General features: G+C 33.9%; 15 protein-coding genes, 3 tRNA genes, 1 other RNA gene and 1 riboswitch. Of the genes, 14 read left to right on the forward strand and 5 right to left on the reverse strand.

Going from position 1 to position 16,543, the window contains the following annotated elements; translation table 11 throughout:
- Positions 1-959: 959 nt before the first annotated feature.
- The 4 genes from ACZ42G_RS00270 to ACZ42G_RS00285 all read right to left on the reverse strand — a co-directional run bounded on the left by ACZ42G_RS00270 (position 960) and on the right by ACZ42G_RS00285 (position 4,277).
- The gene (locus ACZ42G_RS00270) at positions 960-1,226 is read right to left on the reverse strand and encodes a hypothetical protein (RefSeq protein ID WP_015312182.1); all 267 of its coding nucleotides are present in this window, start codon (positions 1,224-1,226) and stop codon (positions 960-962) included.
- Between the two features lie 305 nt (positions 1,227-1,531).
- The gene (locus ACZ42G_RS00275; RefSeq protein WP_464850918.1) at positions 1,532-3,415 is read right to left on the reverse strand and encodes a hypothetical protein; all 1,884 of its coding nucleotides are present in this window, start codon (positions 3,413-3,415) and stop codon (positions 1,532-1,534) included.
- The gene (locus tag ACZ42G_RS00280; protein ID WP_464850919.1) at positions 3,394-4,041 is read right to left on the reverse strand and encodes a CHC2 zinc finger domain-containing protein; all 648 of its coding nucleotides are present in this window, start codon (positions 4,039-4,041) and stop codon (positions 3,394-3,396) included. The genes ACZ42G_RS00275 and ACZ42G_RS00280 overlap by 22 nt, the downstream gene beginning before the upstream one ends.
- 35 nt (positions 4,042-4,076) lie before the next feature.
- Positions 4,077-4,277, reverse strand: a complete 201-nt coding sequence (locus tag ACZ42G_RS00285; protein WP_045413510.1) for a helix-turn-helix domain-containing protein — start codon at positions 4,275-4,277, stop codon at positions 4,077-4,079.
- Between the two features lie 123 nt (positions 4,278-4,400).
- On the opposite strand from ACZ42G_RS00285, the gene ACZ42G_RS00290 reads away from it, so the two are divergent.
- The 12 genes from ACZ42G_RS00290 to ACZ42G_RS00345 all read left to right on the forward strand — a co-directional run bounded on the left by ACZ42G_RS00290 (position 4,401) and on the right by ACZ42G_RS00345 (position 15,192).
- Entirely contained in the window at positions 4,401-5,597 is a 1,197-nt protein-coding gene (locus ACZ42G_RS00290; protein ID WP_464850920.1) for a helix-turn-helix domain-containing protein, read from the forward strand.
- Between the two features lie 156 nt (positions 5,598-5,753).
- Entirely contained in the window at positions 5,754-6,884 is a 1,131-nt protein-coding gene (locus ACZ42G_RS00295) for a tyrosine-type recombinase/integrase (protein WP_464850921.1), read from the forward strand.
- A 249-nt stretch (positions 6,885-7,133) separates the two neighbouring features.
- Positions 7,134-7,210, forward strand: a tRNA-Arg gene (locus ACZ42G_RS00300).
- Between the two features lie 14 nt (positions 7,211-7,224).
- The gene (locus tag ACZ42G_RS00305; protein WP_464852066.1) at positions 7,225-7,653 is read left to right on the forward strand and encodes a nucleoside deaminase; all 429 of its coding nucleotides are present in this window, start codon (positions 7,225-7,227) and stop codon (positions 7,651-7,653) included.
- Between the two features lie 3 nt (positions 7,654-7,656).
- Positions 7,657-7,746: transfer RNA gene (locus tag ACZ42G_RS00310), tRNA-Ser, on the forward strand.
- A 12-nt stretch (positions 7,747-7,758) separates the two neighbouring features.
- Positions 7,759-7,852: transfer RNA gene (locus tag ACZ42G_RS00315), tRNA-Ser, on the forward strand.
- Positions 7,853-7,988: 136 nt separating this feature from the next.
- Positions 7,989-8,254: signal recognition particle sRNA large type (ffs, locus tag ACZ42G_RS00320), an RNA gene on the forward strand.
- Positions 8,255-8,408: 154 nt separating this feature from the next.
- Entirely contained in the window at positions 8,409-10,301 is a 1,893-nt protein-coding gene (locus tag ACZ42G_RS00325) for an HD domain-containing phosphohydrolase (RefSeq protein ID WP_464850922.1), read from the forward strand.
- A gap of 58 nt (positions 10,302-10,359) precedes the next feature.
- Positions 10,360-11,952, forward strand: coding sequence for a DNA polymerase III subunit gamma/tau (gene dnaX / locus ACZ42G_RS00330; RefSeq protein ID WP_464850923.1), 1,593 nt, complete (start codon positions 10,360-10,362; stop codon positions 11,950-11,952).
- Between the two features lie 69 nt (positions 11,953-12,021).
- On the forward strand, positions 12,022-12,357 hold the full coding sequence (locus tag ACZ42G_RS00335) for a YbaB/EbfC family nucleoid-associated protein (protein WP_013786874.1): 336 nt from the start codon (positions 12,022-12,024) through the stop codon (positions 12,355-12,357).
- Between the two features lie 13 nt (positions 12,358-12,370).
- A complete protein-coding gene (recR, locus tag ACZ42G_RS00340) occupies positions 12,371-12,970 on the forward strand; it encodes a recombination mediator RecR (protein ID WP_013786875.1) in 600 nt (199 codons plus the stop codon).
- A gap of 521 nt (positions 12,971-13,491) precedes the next feature.
- Entirely contained in the window at positions 13,492-15,192 is a 1,701-nt protein-coding gene (locus ACZ42G_RS00345; protein ID WP_464850924.1) for an RNA-binding domain-containing protein, read from the forward strand.
- Between the two features lie 71 nt (positions 15,193-15,263).
- Here ACZ42G_RS00345 and ACZ42G_RS00350 read toward each other — a convergent pair whose 3' ends face one another.
- Positions 15,264-15,455, reverse strand: coding sequence for a hypothetical protein (locus tag ACZ42G_RS00350; RefSeq protein ID WP_464850926.1), 192 nt, complete (start codon positions 15,453-15,455; stop codon positions 15,264-15,266).
- A 170-nt stretch (positions 15,456-15,625) separates the two neighbouring features.
- Positions 15,626-15,686: riboswitch (Fluoride riboswitch) on the forward strand.
- A gap of 57 nt (positions 15,687-15,743) precedes the next feature.
- On the opposite strand from ACZ42G_RS00350, the gene crcB (ACZ42G_RS00355) reads away from it, so the two are divergent.
- Entirely contained in the window at positions 15,744-16,145 is a 402-nt protein-coding gene (crcB, locus tag ACZ42G_RS00355; RefSeq protein WP_464850928.1) for a fluoride efflux transporter CrcB, read from the forward strand.
- Entirely contained in the window at positions 16,145-16,516 is a 372-nt protein-coding gene (crcB, locus tag ACZ42G_RS00360; protein WP_464850930.1) for a fluoride efflux transporter CrcB, read from the forward strand. The genes crcB (ACZ42G_RS00355) and crcB (ACZ42G_RS00360) overlap by 1 nt, the downstream gene beginning before the upstream one ends.
- The last annotated feature ends 27 nt before the right edge of the window (positions 16,517-16,543 follow it).

The raw sequence follows: 16,543 nt of genomic DNA on the forward strand, positions 1-16,543 counted from the left end.
ACAGATTTCGTATTTAAAATAGATGTCAGTTATCATTTTAAACAATTATGTTTCCTTTAAAGGCATAATATCAATAAAAGTCTGTGTTATCAATTTGGAGAAACTTTAGCTATTTCAGACAATTTATTTATTGTTTTTCCATTATCTGTATTTAGAGAAGTGTCAATTTTGCACTTCTCTATCACCGAAATTTTTCCGGTTTTACAGCCGTTTTTTTTTAGTATTTTTTGTATTTAGCAAAGTGCAACTTTTGCACTTTGCCACTTCCGAAATTTTTCCAGCATAATGATTGCCTTTTGATTAAAAAGCATGTCTTAACTGAGGAATATAACCAGCTTCGCCGTTTATATTCTCCTATTATCGCTGCGTGAGTAAGTTATATATCTATAAAGTAAGATTAGCCTTTGTTAAAACATCATTACCAGTTGTGATTATGTCGTTGATAAAGCCGGTAAGCTGCTTTATCTTCTCTAAATGTATTATCCGCATAGCATGATAGAGAATACCTCTGCAGTGATTTTTGCGATATAGCTTATGATATTGCTGTGGTGTATTTCATCATGCCGGATAACTGTTGCTTTTAAAATTCCGTCTGCTCTTATCCAAGCCCGTGAGCTATAGGGCTTTGCCGCTGGCGTAAATGCATGATGTCTACTGCTTTTTAGAAAATCAAGCAACCTTCCATTGCCATTCTCTTTTATGAAATATTCGGATATATGCAAAGGAATCAACTTTAGCGGCAGAAAGTTAATCCTTTGATACTCGCAAAAATGTTTTCTGAAGGCCCGGATATTTCAACCGTAGAGGAAAGAGAATGATGCATAACGCATTTTATTTTTATGCTTGTTTTCCTTTTATTTCGATATTATTATATAACAAATATTCAAAAAATTCAATATAAATATTTAAATACCCTATGCGATTTAAAGCATAGGGTATGGTTAGCAACAACTGAGAATTTATTTATCTTCCTTTTGCAGTATTTCGTCTTCTTTTTGAACTTTTACAAGTAACTCAAGAATTGCATCAACTAATTTGTTTACATTTTCTTCTTCAATGCCAATTATCTCGTATATATAAGAATCGATTATGTCTATGATTTTATTATAATATTTGGCATCTTGGTCATTATCAATAATTTTCATTAAAGCACGGTTTTTCTGTATTAACAGTCCGGCTAATGAATCAAAATCATCACGAGTCATTTCTTCGTTGTTGTAATTCATAATATTAACTTCACCTCCTTTCAGTGATACGATTTACCGTATTTAGCTCTTTTTAAATGAACAGATCATGATTTTATTTTTAATTATTTTATATGTTGAGCACTATATTGTAATTTTTCTATTATGGTCTTATTACAAAAGTGGACTTAGTGGACTTACTGGACTTAAATGCTTGATATTGCTGATTTTTCAATTGTTTTTTAAGACCACTTTTGTTCTAAAGTGGTCACATAACTGGTCATAATTATGTAAGTCCAGTTGTATGACCGGTTTATACAATTTCTGGACTTGATAGAAGCCGCTATTTAACTAGGACTCAGAGTACTAAGTCCAGTAAGTCCAGTTATGGAATATAACTTATCTAGAGGAATTTTTTTGACTCTTTTTTGTTTGCCATTTATATATTCTCTTACTGTATTTCTGCCTTCTTCTGCTACAAGCATTCCTCGTTGCTGCATTCTCTTCCATAAAGTTCTCTGTGTTACTGGCAGTGTAGTATTTTGCTTTTTAGCCATTTCTTCCACGATCATGAATGCAATATCACCTTCTAACAAAAGATAGTCTTTTGAGATCCAACCTATCAAAGTGCCTTTTTCCTTCCAAATACCTTTTTCATCTTTAACCCAGCCCCATTGCTTTGGATTTTCTGGCACTCCATCATTTTCAGCTTTGTTTACATGTGCCATACCTGCTGTTATAGCTGCAATCAAAAGTGAATAAAATCTATCAACAGGATCGTCAACTTTTAGATACTGTGACTGCTGTTTACCAATTTTCAATAATGTATTGAATCCATTTCCGTAGATGTCTTTTGCCTCATCTTCTGATACCACTTCTTTTTCTTTAGCAAATATGAGGAATACCTCTAAGCCTACCAAAAGATGAGAAATATTGTCTGGCGTTCTGTCGTGGCATACAATATTGCTTTTACGTATTAAATCCCTTAATGCGTTTTTCTTTTTGGGCAATGTTTTTTTGTACAAGTCAATTCTTGTGCTTAACCATTTGATATAACCGCCCATGGCCTTTGTGAATACGCCGTTTCTTGCATATTCCTGTAAGATGCTTAGTTTTTCAAGATCAATATCACCATGGTTAATCTCTATAACGACAAGCCTTGCAACTAGACTCTGTCCAGTTGGTACATCTTCACCGCTGGAAATTAATAATGTCTTTGATTTGTATGAAGGTCTTAAAGATATATCACTGTTCATTCGACCCTTACCTGAGCCATTGCCTTGATTTCGGAAGATAAAATCTGCTTTTTTGTTTAATTTTTGAATGTCTCCAATGCTTCCATGCGGTGCAAAATCGTCTATAGTAAGCACTGCATCTTTTGCCAGGAATGATAGTTTTTCAAGGAAGTTTTCTGTGCTTTCCCAGCTGGCAGGTAAATTCTTGCCGTTGAAATTCCGGCCATAATGTGACTGCGCTAAGGCAGTTATTTCGCTTTTTTGACTGCCAGTTGGGCCTGCTATAAATAGACTCATATCGATGTTTAACATTTCTCCTAATGGTGCTAAATATATTCCAGCTAAAAACGGAAAAGTTATTTCCGGCTTAGCCAAATTTAAAAATTCCAATGATTTTGAAATACAATCTTTTAATTCATCGTCATCTTTTGGCAATTCAAGTCTGTAATCTTTAAGGCAGCTTTCCAGTTCTACTTCTATATTGTTTTCTTCTCCATATTGACTTATTGCACCACCATTGTATAGATATATCCATTTATTGTTTATTTTTCTCCAGCCTAAATGCGTATATATCGTTCTTCTTTTCACATTATCGCTACTCAAAACTTGTATTGCGGTTCTTAAATGATCTTTTATGCTGCTTCCTGCGTATATTATGGCTCGATTTCCCCAGTTTGCAGTAACCCAGTTTAAGCCTGCAAATTTATCTGATTGTACAATTATATCTTTTAATGGAGTGCCATTTTTGGTTGTACCTTTAATTCTAAAGTATGTCTTTGTTTCTAAACCGTCGTCTTTAATGATTTCTTCAATAATGTGTGCTTCAAAATTGCACAGTGGCATGTATACAACTCCATCTTTTGTTATCTTAACGTGGTAAATTATGTTTTCGATTATTTCATATGGAGAATGATATTCTTGTTCACTTTCTTCATTAAATAAAGGCTCAGCATGTGCTTTTTTTATTGCTTTAATTATTTCATCTTTGTTTTCCAATCTAACACCTCCTTTATCACGTGTATTTTGTCTTCGATGCTGCCTTCAAGGAGTAAATCTATCCAGTACTGTATTAAGTCCTGCATATGACATGCTTCAATAAATTCAGTTATATTTATGTCTTCAGGTTTTTCAACAGCTTGCTTTATTTTTGTGTATAACTGATTAAGATTACATAAGTAGTTATATACTTCATTGTATTTGCGAATATATTCTTTATATAGCTTGTTGTCTTTTTGCATTTTAAGAGCTTGTCTTTTGAACTTCTTTTTTTGCTTTTTACTGGGCAGATCTATGCCGAAATCTTGTGCAAGCTTTTCTAATGCCTCTGACGGTGTTAAGTTAAAATATCTTGAAATAAAGTCTATAACATCGCCATGAGCTTGGCACCCAAAGCAATGATAGACATCTTCATAGATTGCTAAGGAAGGGTTCTTATCCGCATGAAATGGGCATAAGATAAAATAATGAGTGCCTTTTTTTACAGGATTAAAACCGTAAAGTTCTATAGCCTGTAATAGGGAAATATTAGATTTGACATATTCAAAATTATTGCTTATATTATAGCTGGTGTTCAATTTATCTTTTTTATTTGCCATAGATTTTTCTATGGTATTTTTGTCCATTGCAGATCCCTTCCTTAATTAACATAAAGGTTATTTTAACTCGATTTTTTCCAGCCGCCGTCGAAAGCTTTTCCGCCATTGTCAATCCATTCTAACAGTTTATCAGGATCAACTCTTAATTGTCTTCCTACATGAACAACAGGTAAAATGCCTTCTCTGGCTAAAGCATATACTCTGTCTTCTTTTAAATCTAATATTTCTGCTACTTCAGGAAGTCTTAATAATTTTTTATCCAATTTATGTCACCTCCTTGACTTTTTTTTAATTTCAATTTATTATATACACAAGATTATAAAATTTCAAGTATTTTTAATGTAAACTTACGTAAACAATCCTGATTAGTAAAGGGTGTAAATTTAATGGACGAAATTAGAAGATCAAAAAATACTGATATTTCAGAGATGGCTAAAACCACATACATAAGAAGATTTGAAAAATACTATATTAAAGAAGAAGATAGTTTTTCTCTTAAACTACCGTTTATTGAAGGTGAATTAATGCCTTTAAAATTTGATTTATTAACATATGATTATAATACGGATGAAAGCAAATTAGTATTTCCTAAAGGTCGATATGTAGTGCCGATAGAAGGAAGTAAAAATATAGAGTATAGACCGTTAATAGATTTTCCGGATTTGTTTTTTGCTTTTTCTAATTTAGGGAGAAACAGTGAAGTAAATGAAGAAGAGATTATTAAATTTATTGAAACATATGGCGGCAATTTGGTAGAATCAATTAAATTGAAATATTTAAAAAGAGTATCAGATAAAATTGCAAGTGTAGATTTGGATATACCCATCAATAAATATAACATAGAAGATATATACAAGTATGCACGTGAAGCATTTTTTGTATTTCAATTATATGATCAATTGAAGAGCAAAAACATAAAAAAATTGCGAAATACATTGATAGATTTTTATGAATTTGTAGATAAAATTATACATACAAATTCTGAGCTCAGTAGTATACCGTATGCTACAACGTTTAGAAATGGTTTTGTAAAATATATTCAGTATATAGTTGATGAATGGGAAGAGATTATGAAAAAATTTGATATTAATAAGTCTATATTTATTGAAAGTGTAAAGTCTGGAAATAAAGAAATGATAAATTTTATGTTGACCGAATTAATGACAGACTATATGGTCATTGAATTAGCAACAAATTTGATTAACGTGGTTATAGCTTTTAGAACTGCAAATATAAATATTAGAATAGATTTTGAGGGCGTAATGATGGAATCAGAATCTAAAATAGATTTTATACCAAGTTGGGGATATACTGATCTTATTCAGGCAATATGGTTACATTTTTGGCTGATTGTTACTAAACAAATTAAGATTCGTTATACATATTGTGAATTTTGCGGACTGCCAATCTTAAATCCACGCAAAAATCAAAGATTTCATCCTGGGTGTAGGCAAGCTTGGTTTAACCAGCAAAAGAGGAATGCTATTAAAATGTATAAGGAGGGACTAAACATAGAAGAAATTGCTATTAAACTTAACAGAGATGTTGAACAAATAAAAGAATGGGTCAAAAAAGAAACTTAAGAATTATTGGCAATCAATATTATACTATAAGATTGTATTTGTATTTTATATTTGATTGATTATTTGCCATATGCTCTAATTGATATATCTTTAAAAATCTTAATTTAAGGCAATGTTACATTAAAATTGTTGAATTAATTAGGAGGAGGTTTTATAATGGCAAGACAAAGAGGTTCTGTAAAAGAAATTGTAAAAGGCAAAAAATATAAGATAAGCTTCTATATTGGTACGGATACGAATGGGAAGCGAAAATATCATATTGAAACTATTGAGGCAAAAAATAAAGCAGAAGCGCAGAAATATTTATCTAAAAAGTTAGTAGAATTTGATACAGGAACTTTACCTATAGATGAAACTAATATGACATTAAAAGATTATCTTGATAAATGGCTTGAAACAAAGAAAACGTCATTGGCACTTATGACATATAGCAGTTATGAGCGGAATATAAGATTGTATATTGATCCTTCTATAGGGAATTATAAGCTTATAAAATTGACGCCTTTAATTATACAAAATTTGTACAATGGTTTAACATTGCAAGGTTTATCAGCTAGAACGGTAAGATATATGCACACGATATTGAATGAAGCATTGGATCAAGCGGTAATTTGGCAGGTAATCAATAGAAATCCCTGTAAAGGCTTAACATTACCGAAGCAGGTAAGGCAGGAAATGAAGGTGTTAACACAAGAGCAGGTAAAAAAGTTTTTAAAAGCTTGTATCTATAATCGTTTTGGAGTGCTATTTGAATTACTGGTTATAAGTGGTATGAGACCAAGCGAAGCATTGGCACTTAAATGGGAAGATGTTGATTGGAAGAATAATAGGATCACAATTCAAAGATCATTGACAAGAGTAAAAAATAAATGGGAATTTAAAGAGCCTAAAACAAAGCACGGAAGAAGGACAATCCCATTACCGCCTGAAGTTATGAAGGATCTTAAAGAACACAAGATAAATCAAGCAGAAGAAAAGCTTAAAGCGGAAGTATATAATGATTATGGGCTTGTATTTGCTTGTAGCAATGGTAGTCCACTAGAAGAACGAAAGATTGTAACAAGATATTTTAAACCGCTTTTAAAAGATGCGGGATTGCCAGATATAAGGCTATACGATTTAAGGCATACAGCGGCGACATTATTAATGAAGGCAGGTGAAAATCCAAAAGTAGTAAGTGAAAGATTAGGACATGCTAATATCGGAATAACATTAGATATTTATTCGCATGTATTGCCAGATATGCAGGAAGAAGCAACAAAGAAACTTAAGGATATGCTATTTTAAATTGATTTTTTAATTGCGAGTTGATTGCGAACTGAAAAAAACTTGATTAATTTCAACACATATTGTATAATGAAATAAGTAAAAGAAACGTTGAAATGGTGCGCATTAGAGGGATTTAAGAAGAATAGACAATATTCGATAAAAGTGGCTTATAAGGGACTACGAATCAAAAGGCCACGGGTTCGAATCCTGTCGGGCGCACCACTATGATATTGACAAATTTGAAATTTTATTTATAATATAAATCATGCGCCCGTAGCTCAGCAGGATAGAGCAACGGTTTCCTAAACCGTGTGCCGGAGGTTCGAGTCCTCTCGGGCGCACCATTTGTGTGATTAAGATGTACAACGAATTTATGAAGTCTGCTATAGATGAGGCTATACTAAGCTTTATGCTTGGAGAGATGCCGGTTGGTGCAGTTGTAGTTAAAGATGGCATCATCATCGGTAGAGGCCATAATCTGAAAGAAACAGAAAAAGATGCGACGCAGCACGCAGAGATCAATGCTATAAAGGATGCTTGCAAAAGCATTGGTGATTGGAGACTTAATGGTGCATCGCTGTACGTCACATTAGAGCCATGTCCAATGTGCGCAGGCGCGATAATAGAGTCCAGAATAAAAAGAGTGTATATAGGTGCAGAAAGCCGTGATAGCGGTGCTGCAGGCACTGTATATGACCTTTTAAATAAAAAAGCAGAAGTTTATTTTGGCATCATGGAAGATGAATGCAAAAAACTGATAAATGATTTTTTTAGTAGAGTAAGGTAATCTGGAGAGATGGCTGAGTGGTCGAAAGCGCTCGCCTCGAAAGCGAGTGGGCGGATTCCCGCCTCGTGAGTTCGAATCTCACTCTCTCCGCCATGGAAATATCATGGAGAGATGGCTGAGCTGGTCTAAGGCGCACGACTGGAAATCGTGTGTACCCTCAAAACGGGTACCGAGGGTTCGAATCCCTCTCTCTCCGCCATTAAATGTAATTCCCATCTTAATCCATAACATCCATTAAAAATTTCAATCCATGTGTTGATTTTTACATATAGACGATGTATAATAGGTCTTGCATTGCACAAAATAATGTTGTAAGTTGAAAAGGACTTACATGGCCGTACTAGATGGGGAGGTAGCGGTGCCCTGTAACCTGCAATCCGCTATAGCAGGGTCGAATTCCCGAGCCGAGGCATGATTACTGTAAGGCTGGCATAAGTAAGTGATTATGATATTCAAGTCCTCCGCAATGGAAATTTGTGAACCCCGCCAGGTCTGGAAGGAAGCAACGGTAAGCAAATACTTCCATGTGCCGGGGGAGTGCTTGAGTGGAGTTAACTGCTTATGTAACGCTTATGGTAACATGACAGAGTCGGGTGTGCGGCCTTTTTATTTTATTATATTTTACTAAAAAATTTTAATACGTACATAAAAAATATTTTATCAAAAAAATATTCTGATATTTAAAATTTGTGTAAAGTTTTTTTGCGCATTGTCGAAAATACTAATAGTGACTTTTACTGCTTAGGGAGGTATTTATGTTTAGAAGTTATCGCAATCGCTTGTTCGTCATAATATTCGGAGTTTCAGTCTTTGTATATCTACTTTCGTTTGTCCACATAGTAAAAGGCATAGGCAATAACATATTTGCTTCTTTTTTGATATTGTTTATTTCGGCTTTTATAGCAATGACAGAGTCAAAGCACTTGTCATATCCAATAGAAAAGTTGAATGAAGGCGTTAAACGTATAATAGATGGTGAATACGATTATAATATCGATATAGATGTTTCAGAAGAATTTGTAGAGTTATCAAGAAGTTTCAGAGAAATGTCACATAAGCTAAAGTCAACTTATGAAGAGTTAAAAAGGGAGTCTCAGGAGCTTTTAAAGAAAAACAACGAATTGCAAGATTACTATGCAGAGCTTGAGGCATCTTATGAGCAGATGGAAGCTGTGACAAACGAGCTTGAGAAATCGGAATCAAAGTATAGGACGTTGGTAGACAATATTTCAGATATTCTTTGGTTTACTGATAGTGAATATAATATAGAGTTTATTAATAATAGATCAGTAAGGTATTTAGATTATATGCCAGACGAGATGACAGGCAGAAAAATCACAGAATTCGTTCATGACGAAGATAAGAAGATCATGGAAGATCTGATGAATGGCAGAATAAGCATGGCGGAAATAAAATTCAAAAAAAGAGATGGTTCAATACTCCTTACAGAAACGAGAGCCAAGGTAATAAAGAACAATGAAAATGAGATATTGGGAATTCAAGGCTTGTCGAGGGATATAACTGATTACAATAATGCGAAAAAAGAGATAATGGAGAGAAATAGGCAGATTCTGGCCATAGGAAATGTGACGCAATTGTTGACTAAAAATTTAGAACCTCGAGATGTTTTATATTCTATTGCTGAAAAAATATCCACCATTCTTTCTTCACCACTTTGTACCATAAGGACGATAAATGAGTCAGGAAGATTAGAGCTTATGGTAGCAGCAGGGGAATTGAGAGACATGCCTCTTTTGAAAGAGCTGTCGTTGTCGTCGGATGAAAATGTTAAGCTTCTTGTTTCAAAAGAGATTACTGTTTTGGATCCTAATAAATTCCCGATAGATGATAATTTGCTTTTGCGATTGAAAGAATTAAATGTAAAAAACGTGATAGCTGTTCCACTCATATCTAAAGATAAGGCTGTAGGAATCTTAAATATATTAACAACTTCAAAGCTTGCCAATGATATAAGCTTGTTGAGATCTGTGGCTGATAGTGTGTCTGTTGCCATAGAAAATGCAAATCTGTATGACGACATGAGGAATTGGTACTTTAGGACCATCGACGCTTTGGCTCATGCTGTTGAGGCAAAGGATAAATACACAAAGGGGCATTCGCTTAGAGTTTCGAAGTACGCTGCAATTATAGCCGAAAGCATGGGACTGCCAAAAGATGAAATAGAAAAGATAAGAATTGCTGGTCTGTTGCATGATATAGGAAAGATAGGGGTGGCTGACAGTATACTTACCAAGCCTGGCAAGCTTACAAATGAGGAGTACGACAAGATAAAGCAACATCCAAAAATATCTAGAAAAATATTGGAACCAATTGGACTATCTAAGGATATAATGGATGGAATTGAAAAACACCACGAAAGATACGATGGGAAAGGATATCCATTTGGGCTTAATGACGACAACATACCATTGATTGCTGCGATACTGTGTGTGGCAGATTCATTCGATGCCATGACATCTGATAGATCGTATAGGAAAGGGATTTCCTTTGACGAGGCCGTAAATGAATTATTGAAGTACAAAGGCACACAGTTTAATCCGAGGGTTGTTGACAGCGTAATATCTATATACATGAGAGATAGAAAAAAGATGGAGAGGATAAAAATAGAAACGGAAATAGCAAACTAAAAGGATATAGAAAAGTATCCTTTTTTTTGTTACAATTAAGTAAATGAGGTGTTTTTATATGTACCAATCACTGTACAGAAAGTATAGGCCCAGAAGCTTTGAAGAAGTTTTGGGGCAAAATCATATTGTCAGGACTTTAAAAAATCAGATAAAAAGTGGGCGAATAGGACATGCATACCTTTTTTGTGGTACAAGAGGTACAGGCAAGACAAGTGTTGCAAAGATTTTTGCAAAAGCTGTTAATTGCCCTAATAGCGTAGATGGGGAGCCATGCAACAAATGTCAGATATGCCAGTCTGCCAATAACAATTCTCTCATGGACATAATAGAGATAGATGCGGCATCGAATAACAGCGTTGATGATGTAAGAGAATTGAGGGACAACATCATATATGCTCCTTCTTCATGCAAGTACAAGGTGTACATTATCGATGAAGTCCATATGCTGTCTGGCAGTGCCTTTAACGCACTTTTAAAGACGCTCGAAGAGCCTCCGCAACACGCAATATTTATTTTAGCTACAACTGAACCAAACAAGATACCTGCAACTATTTTGTCAAGGTGTCAGAGGTTTGACTTTAAAAGGATATCATCGAAAGTTATTTCACAGAATATAAAGAAGATAGCTGAAGACAGCCAAATAAATATAGATAGTAAAGCAATTGCACTGATTGCAAAGCATGGAAATGGCTCTATGAGGGATGCCATAAGCATACTTGAGCAGTGTGCTTCATACAACGATGTTTTAACGTATGATGATGTGTGCGATATACTTGGCACTGTAAATAATGATACATTGTTTGCTTTAGTGAATAGTTTAAACGATAGAGATGGAAAAGAAACCATAAAACAGATAGATAAGTTGATGCTTTACGGCATAGACGTAAATAATTTGGTGAAGGCTTTATTGTCTTTTTTGAGAGATGTGATTGTATATAAGACATGTGGTGATGAGTCAGAAGAGATATTAGAAACAGAGATAAATGATGTAATTGAGAAGGCTTCTTTATTTGACATGGCGTTTTTATCAAATGTGTTAGAGAAATTGATAGATCTTCAAGGAAAAATAAGATATGCTCAATCTCCAAGAATAATGCTGGAGATAACATTGCTTAAGCTTATAAATCCGGAAATCTCACCTGATATGGACAGTATTTTAGATAGACTAAGTATGTTGGAAAATGTGATTAAAAATGGAAAGGTAATGCCATCTGTAGAGAAAGATATTATCGCTAATGATAAAATTTTAAAATCTGAGAGGGCTTTTGATGATGTAGCTGTAAAAAAAGAAGCGAAAAAAACTGATGATATAGTTGATAAAGTAGATAAGAGCATTGAGATAAATGTGAATGAAGTTTTCAAAAAACTATTAAACATGATAAAAAAAGATAGGCCCATGATTTTTTCTTTTTTAAGCTTAGGCAAACCGTATTTGAAAGATGGCAATTTTGTGATAGAATATCCAAAGGAGCATGTGTTTTACAGAGAAGAGCTTAATAAAATCGAAAACAAAGATTACATCAAAGATATTATTAAAGGACTTACAGGCAATGACTACAACATAGTTTTTGTTATAGAAGAAAAAAATGAAGATGAACAGTTAATTGAGGCAGTAAGAAAATATTTTGGCGATGTAGAAATAATAGATTGATTAATCACTACTGAGTCAAAATTAGCATATAAATAAGAGAGAATACAAAATTAATTAGGAGGTATTTGGATGGCTAAAGGAGGATTTCCTGGCGGTTTCAACATGAACAACATGATAAAGCAAGCGCAGCAGATGCAGGAGCAAATGAAGAAAATGCAGGAGGAGCTTGAAAACAAGACGGTTGAGGAGTCTGCAGGCGGTGGAGCTGTAAAGGTAGTGGCAAATGGCAGAAAGGAGCTTATAAGCATAAAGATCGATCCGGATGTCGTTGACAAAGACGATGTAGAGATGCTGGAGGATCTTGTATTGGCTGCAGTAAATCAAGCTTTAAGAAGTGCTGAAAAGATGATTGCAGAAGAGATGGGAAAAATAACAGGAGGTTTCAACATACCTGGCTTGTTCTGAGGTGAATTAATTAATGAACGTATATTCGAGGTCATTGTCAAGGCTTATTGATGAATTATCAAGACTTCCCGGCATTGGACGCAAGACAGCTCAGAGGCTGGCGTTTTACATCTTAGATATGCCTTTAGACGATGTTGTTAACTTGTCTAATGCTATTTTAGAGGCAAAGAACAATTTAAGATATTGTAAAAAGTGCTATAACTTTACTGACAGTGAGCTTTGCAGTATATGCAGTGATGAGACGAGGGATACACATACCATATGTGTAGTTTCCGATCCCAAAGATGTAGTGGCGATGGAAAAGACGAGGGAATATCGAGGCTTATACCATGTACTTCATGGTGCAATATCGCCTATGGACGGAATAGGTCCAGAGGATATAAAGATAAAAGAGCTGCTGGAGAGGATAAAAGACGCTGAAATCAATGAAATAATATTAGCTACAAATCCAGACATAGAAGGCGAGGCAACTGCAATGTACATTGCAAAGCTTATAAAACCTTTTGGAATAAAGGTGACGAGAATTGCACATGGTGTACCGGTAGGCGGTGACCTCGAATACACAGATTCTGTAACACTGTCAAGGGCTTTAGAAGGCAGAAGGGAAATGTAAACTGCGGTTTAATTATGTATAAATCAAATAAACTCCTTTCATTTTGCAAATTCTTTTTATAATGCAAATAAAGTTGTTTCAGGAGACCATAGGGAAAAGGTATAAGGAATGCCTTGGAACTATGGTTTTTTGTTTAGAAGATTGATAGAAATAAGGAACAAGGAATAAGGCTAAAAGCCAGAAAAATCATAGGGCTTTTTTCTGTTTCCAAAAATCATATGGATAAAAATTCTTAGAAACAGAAAAGTTGTTTCATAAGTGGTAAAGTTCTATTAAAATGCAAATAAAGTTGTATTGAGAATTACTATGGTTATTAGAATGGATATTCTTAAAGAAGACGAAAGCCGATACTAATAGTAAAGATATTTTTGTAGATAGAATTTAATGTATAATGATAATAGAATACTGTGTTTTACTATTGCATTATATAAAGAAATGATGCAATAATATAAGTAATGATGCAATTAAAATGCATCATGTCGCATTTAATTGCAAAAATAAGCGCGAAAGGAGGTAAAGGCTTGAGAACAAAAGATGATATTTTAAAAATTCTTGATTTGTTAGAAGAGCATATTGCAGATGAGTTTGAAGCGCAAGATTTAGACTTTAAGGAATGGATAGAAAGAAGTATAAACGATAACATAAATTTAGCAGTAAAGATGGCAGTTTGTATGGCCAATGGCGGAGGAGGGACCATAGTATTTGGAATAAAAGATAAGGTTAGAGGCAGAAATAAGGCAATATTAGGTGTGCCTCCTACTGTTGATGCATTTTTGATGCAAAAAGCGGTATATGAAAAAACTGACCCCCATATTACTCCGACATTTGATTGGATTGAGGTGCCAGAAGGATATGGAAGAATACTGATGATGAATGTATATCCTGGTATGCCACCTTATACAGAAACAAATGGGAGTGCTACAATAAGAATAGGTAAAGAATGCAGACCGCTTACAGGGTCTATGAGAAAAGAACTGTTTGCTAAAACTGGAGTTTCAGACTTCACATCAAATTTAGTAGACGAATACTGGGAAGACTGTTTCTCACCAGTTGCTATGGAAAGAATAAGAATGATAATGGCCGAAGAACATGCTCCAGATACATTATTAAAAATGTCTAATGAAGACTTGTTAAAGTCTATAGGAGCACTAAAAAACGGGAAACTAACCTTTGGAGGACTTTTGATTGTTGGGAATACACAAGCACTATCAAAATATATCCCAAATCATAGGTGGGATTTTAGAAGAATGATAAGCAGTACAGATTATACGATAAAGCATGGAGAAAATTCAGCGATACCTATAGGTTTATATGAAATAGAGAGGTACATGGCTACTGAAAATCCTACAACCACCATTGAGGTTGGTTTCTTACACCCTGAATTTTCCACGTATCCTAAAATAGCATTGAGAGAAGCACTGCTTAATGCATTTGTACATAGGGATTATAGAATTCCAGGAAGTGTTATGCTGAAACATTATAAAGACAAACTGATTATTACAAACCCAGGCAATTTTATTGGAGGTATTTCTCCGAGCAATATACTTCATCACCCACCAGTAGCAAGGAACTTGCATCTTGCAGATTTGATGGACAGATTGAGACTTGTAAATAGAAGTAATCTTGGAGTTCCGAGAATCTATAAGTCTTTATTAATAGAAGGAAAAGAGCCTCCGCAATATAATGAAATAGGAGAATGCATCGAATTAACCCTTATTGCATCAACAATAGTTCCAGAGTTCAGAAATTTTATTAAAGAATTAAATTCCAAGGGGATTGAAGTTGATGTAGACCACCTGATTATTTTAAACTATCTTCTTAGACATAGAGAAATAGACACATATAATGCTTCTTATATATGTCAGAGAAGTATAGAACAAGTTAGAGAAATACTTAGTTATATGGAGAATAGTTTAAAACTTATAAAATCAGGAGGTACTGTTAAAAAGAAATACTATTCTTTAACCCGGGAAGTCTATTCAATGCTGGAAAAAGGAGTAGAATACGATAGGGATAAAAGACTTGATAAGGAGTCTATTAAAATGAGAATATTATCTATATTGAAAGAAAGGAATCTTACTAATGCAGAGATAAGACAAATGACAAACATGGATAGGCAGCAGGTATTAAGGCTTATGCGCGAGTTAGAAGCGGATGGTGTTCAGATTAAAGGCAGTGGTAGAGGAGCATATTATTGTTTATCTAAAGAGGGGTCAAACTAATAAATAAGTATATGTCTCATTATTTTGTTGCAATAATAAAATATTTGAATCATTTAATTGCGACAAAATGTTTATTGATGCATTTTGCACTTAAGCAAAGATAGTGGATCGTATCCTTTAGGACCTCTTTTATATTCAGGTCTTGATAGTGAAAGCACGGCATTTGAAAAATCAAGCTGTGACAAAACCATTTCAAATTTTGTCTCTGGTTGAAATTTTATTAATTCGTCGAAGGAAAATAAGCATTCTTGTCGAATATACATAAATAGGTTCACCTCTTTTGTTAGAATTTTGTTATTACTTATATATTCGACATTTGGGGTGAACTTCCTTTTTTATCTTTTAAAAAATTAAGGTTATCAAGCTATTTAAAATATGAAATTTGCTCAAATAAAAATTAATTTGACATGCTGTTTGTTTGGGTTATAATATAATTAAGATTGGTGATGGAGCTCACCATTAAATGCGATGATGCTGATGGCTCCTATTGGGTATACTAACTCAATAGGAGCTTATTTATTGCTATCTTATGAAAATGGAGGGTGATTTACATGGAATACGTCTATATAGGTGTTGGTGGTTTTTTTGGAGCAATTTTGAGATATCTAATTTCTACTTACTGCCAAAGTATATTGCATACAGTATTTCCTATTGAAACCTTTTTTATTAATATCTTTGGATCATTTCTACTGAGCTATATTTCAAATTTGGCCCTTGAAGAATTTAATGTAAATTTCAATATAAGACTTGCTATTACAACAGGATTTATAGGTGCCTTCACTACATTTTCTACGTTTACTAAAGAGACTATGGATCTAATGAGAAACGGGAAAATCGCTGTTGCGATATTGTATGTGCTTCTATCAATATTTATAGGATTTATCATGTCATTTATGGGATTTGAATTAGGAGATAAGACAGCAAAAATAATTAAAGGGCGTGAAGAAAATTGATGATAAATATGCTTTTAGTAGGTTTAGGAGGAATTTTTGGAGCAATATTGAGGTATGAAATATCAAGGCACATAAAGGAAAATAGGGAATTTGTAGTGCCGTTAGAGACATTTATCATAAATGTTACCGGCGCTTTATTATTAAGCTTTTTATCAAGTCCTAAGCTTGTCCATCTATTTAATAACGATGTGAAATTATTTATAATGACTGGATTTATAGGTGCTTTTACCACATATTCTACATTTTCTCATGAGACGATTGATCTTTTTCGCAATAAGCATTATATACATGCATTTTTGTATTCATCTATTACTGTCGTCGTTGGACTTATTGGCGCTTTTTTAGGATATTATATTGGAAGTCTGTTTTAAATGTTGTATTATAAAAGTATAGTAGGA

This window comes from Thermoanaerobacterium calidifontis, from assembly GCF_055381745.1.

Bases quoted from the DNA above. Each gene is read 5' to 3' on its own strand.
- ACZ42G_RS00270 (WP_015312182.1), bottom strand. From the start codon at position 1,226: ATGAATTACAACAACGAAGAAATGACTCGTGATGATTTTGATTCATTA.
- ACZ42G_RS00280 (WP_464850919.1), bottom strand. From the start codon at position 4,041: ATGGACAAAAATACCATAGAAAAATCTATGGCAAATAAAAAAGATAAA.
- ACZ42G_RS00290 (WP_464850920.1), top strand. From the start codon at position 4,401: ATGGACGAAATTAGAAGATCAAAAAATACTGATATTTCAGAGATGGCT.
- ACZ42G_RS00295 (WP_464850921.1), top strand. From the start codon at position 5,754: ATGGCAAGACAAAGAGGTTCTGTAAAAGAAATTGTAAAAGGCAAAAAA.
- ACZ42G_RS00305 (WP_464852066.1), top strand. From the start codon at position 7,225: ATGTACAACGAATTTATGAAGTCTGCTATAGATGAGGCTATACTAAGC.
- ACZ42G_RS00325 (WP_464850922.1), top strand. From the start codon at position 8,409: ATGTTTAGAAGTTATCGCAATCGCTTGTTCGTCATAATATTCGGAGTT.
- dnaX (WP_464850923.1), top strand. From the start codon at position 10,360: ATGTACCAATCACTGTACAGAAAGTATAGGCCCAGAAGCTTTGAAGAA.
- ACZ42G_RS00335 (WP_013786874.1), top strand. From the start codon at position 12,022: ATGGCTAAAGGAGGATTTCCTGGCGGTTTCAACATGAACAACATGATA.
- recR (WP_013786875.1), top strand. From the start codon at position 12,371: ATGAACGTATATTCGAGGTCATTGTCAAGGCTTATTGATGAATTATCA.
- ACZ42G_RS00350 (WP_464850926.1), bottom strand. From the start codon at position 15,455: ATGTATATTCGACAAGAATGCTTATTTTCCTTCGACGAATTAATAAAA.
- crcB (WP_464850928.1), top strand. From the start codon at position 15,744: ATGGAATACGTCTATATAGGTGTTGGTGGTTTTTTTGGAGCAATTTTG.
- crcB (WP_464850930.1), top strand. From the start codon at position 16,145: ATGATAAATATGCTTTTAGTAGGTTTAGGAGGAATTTTTGGAGCAATA.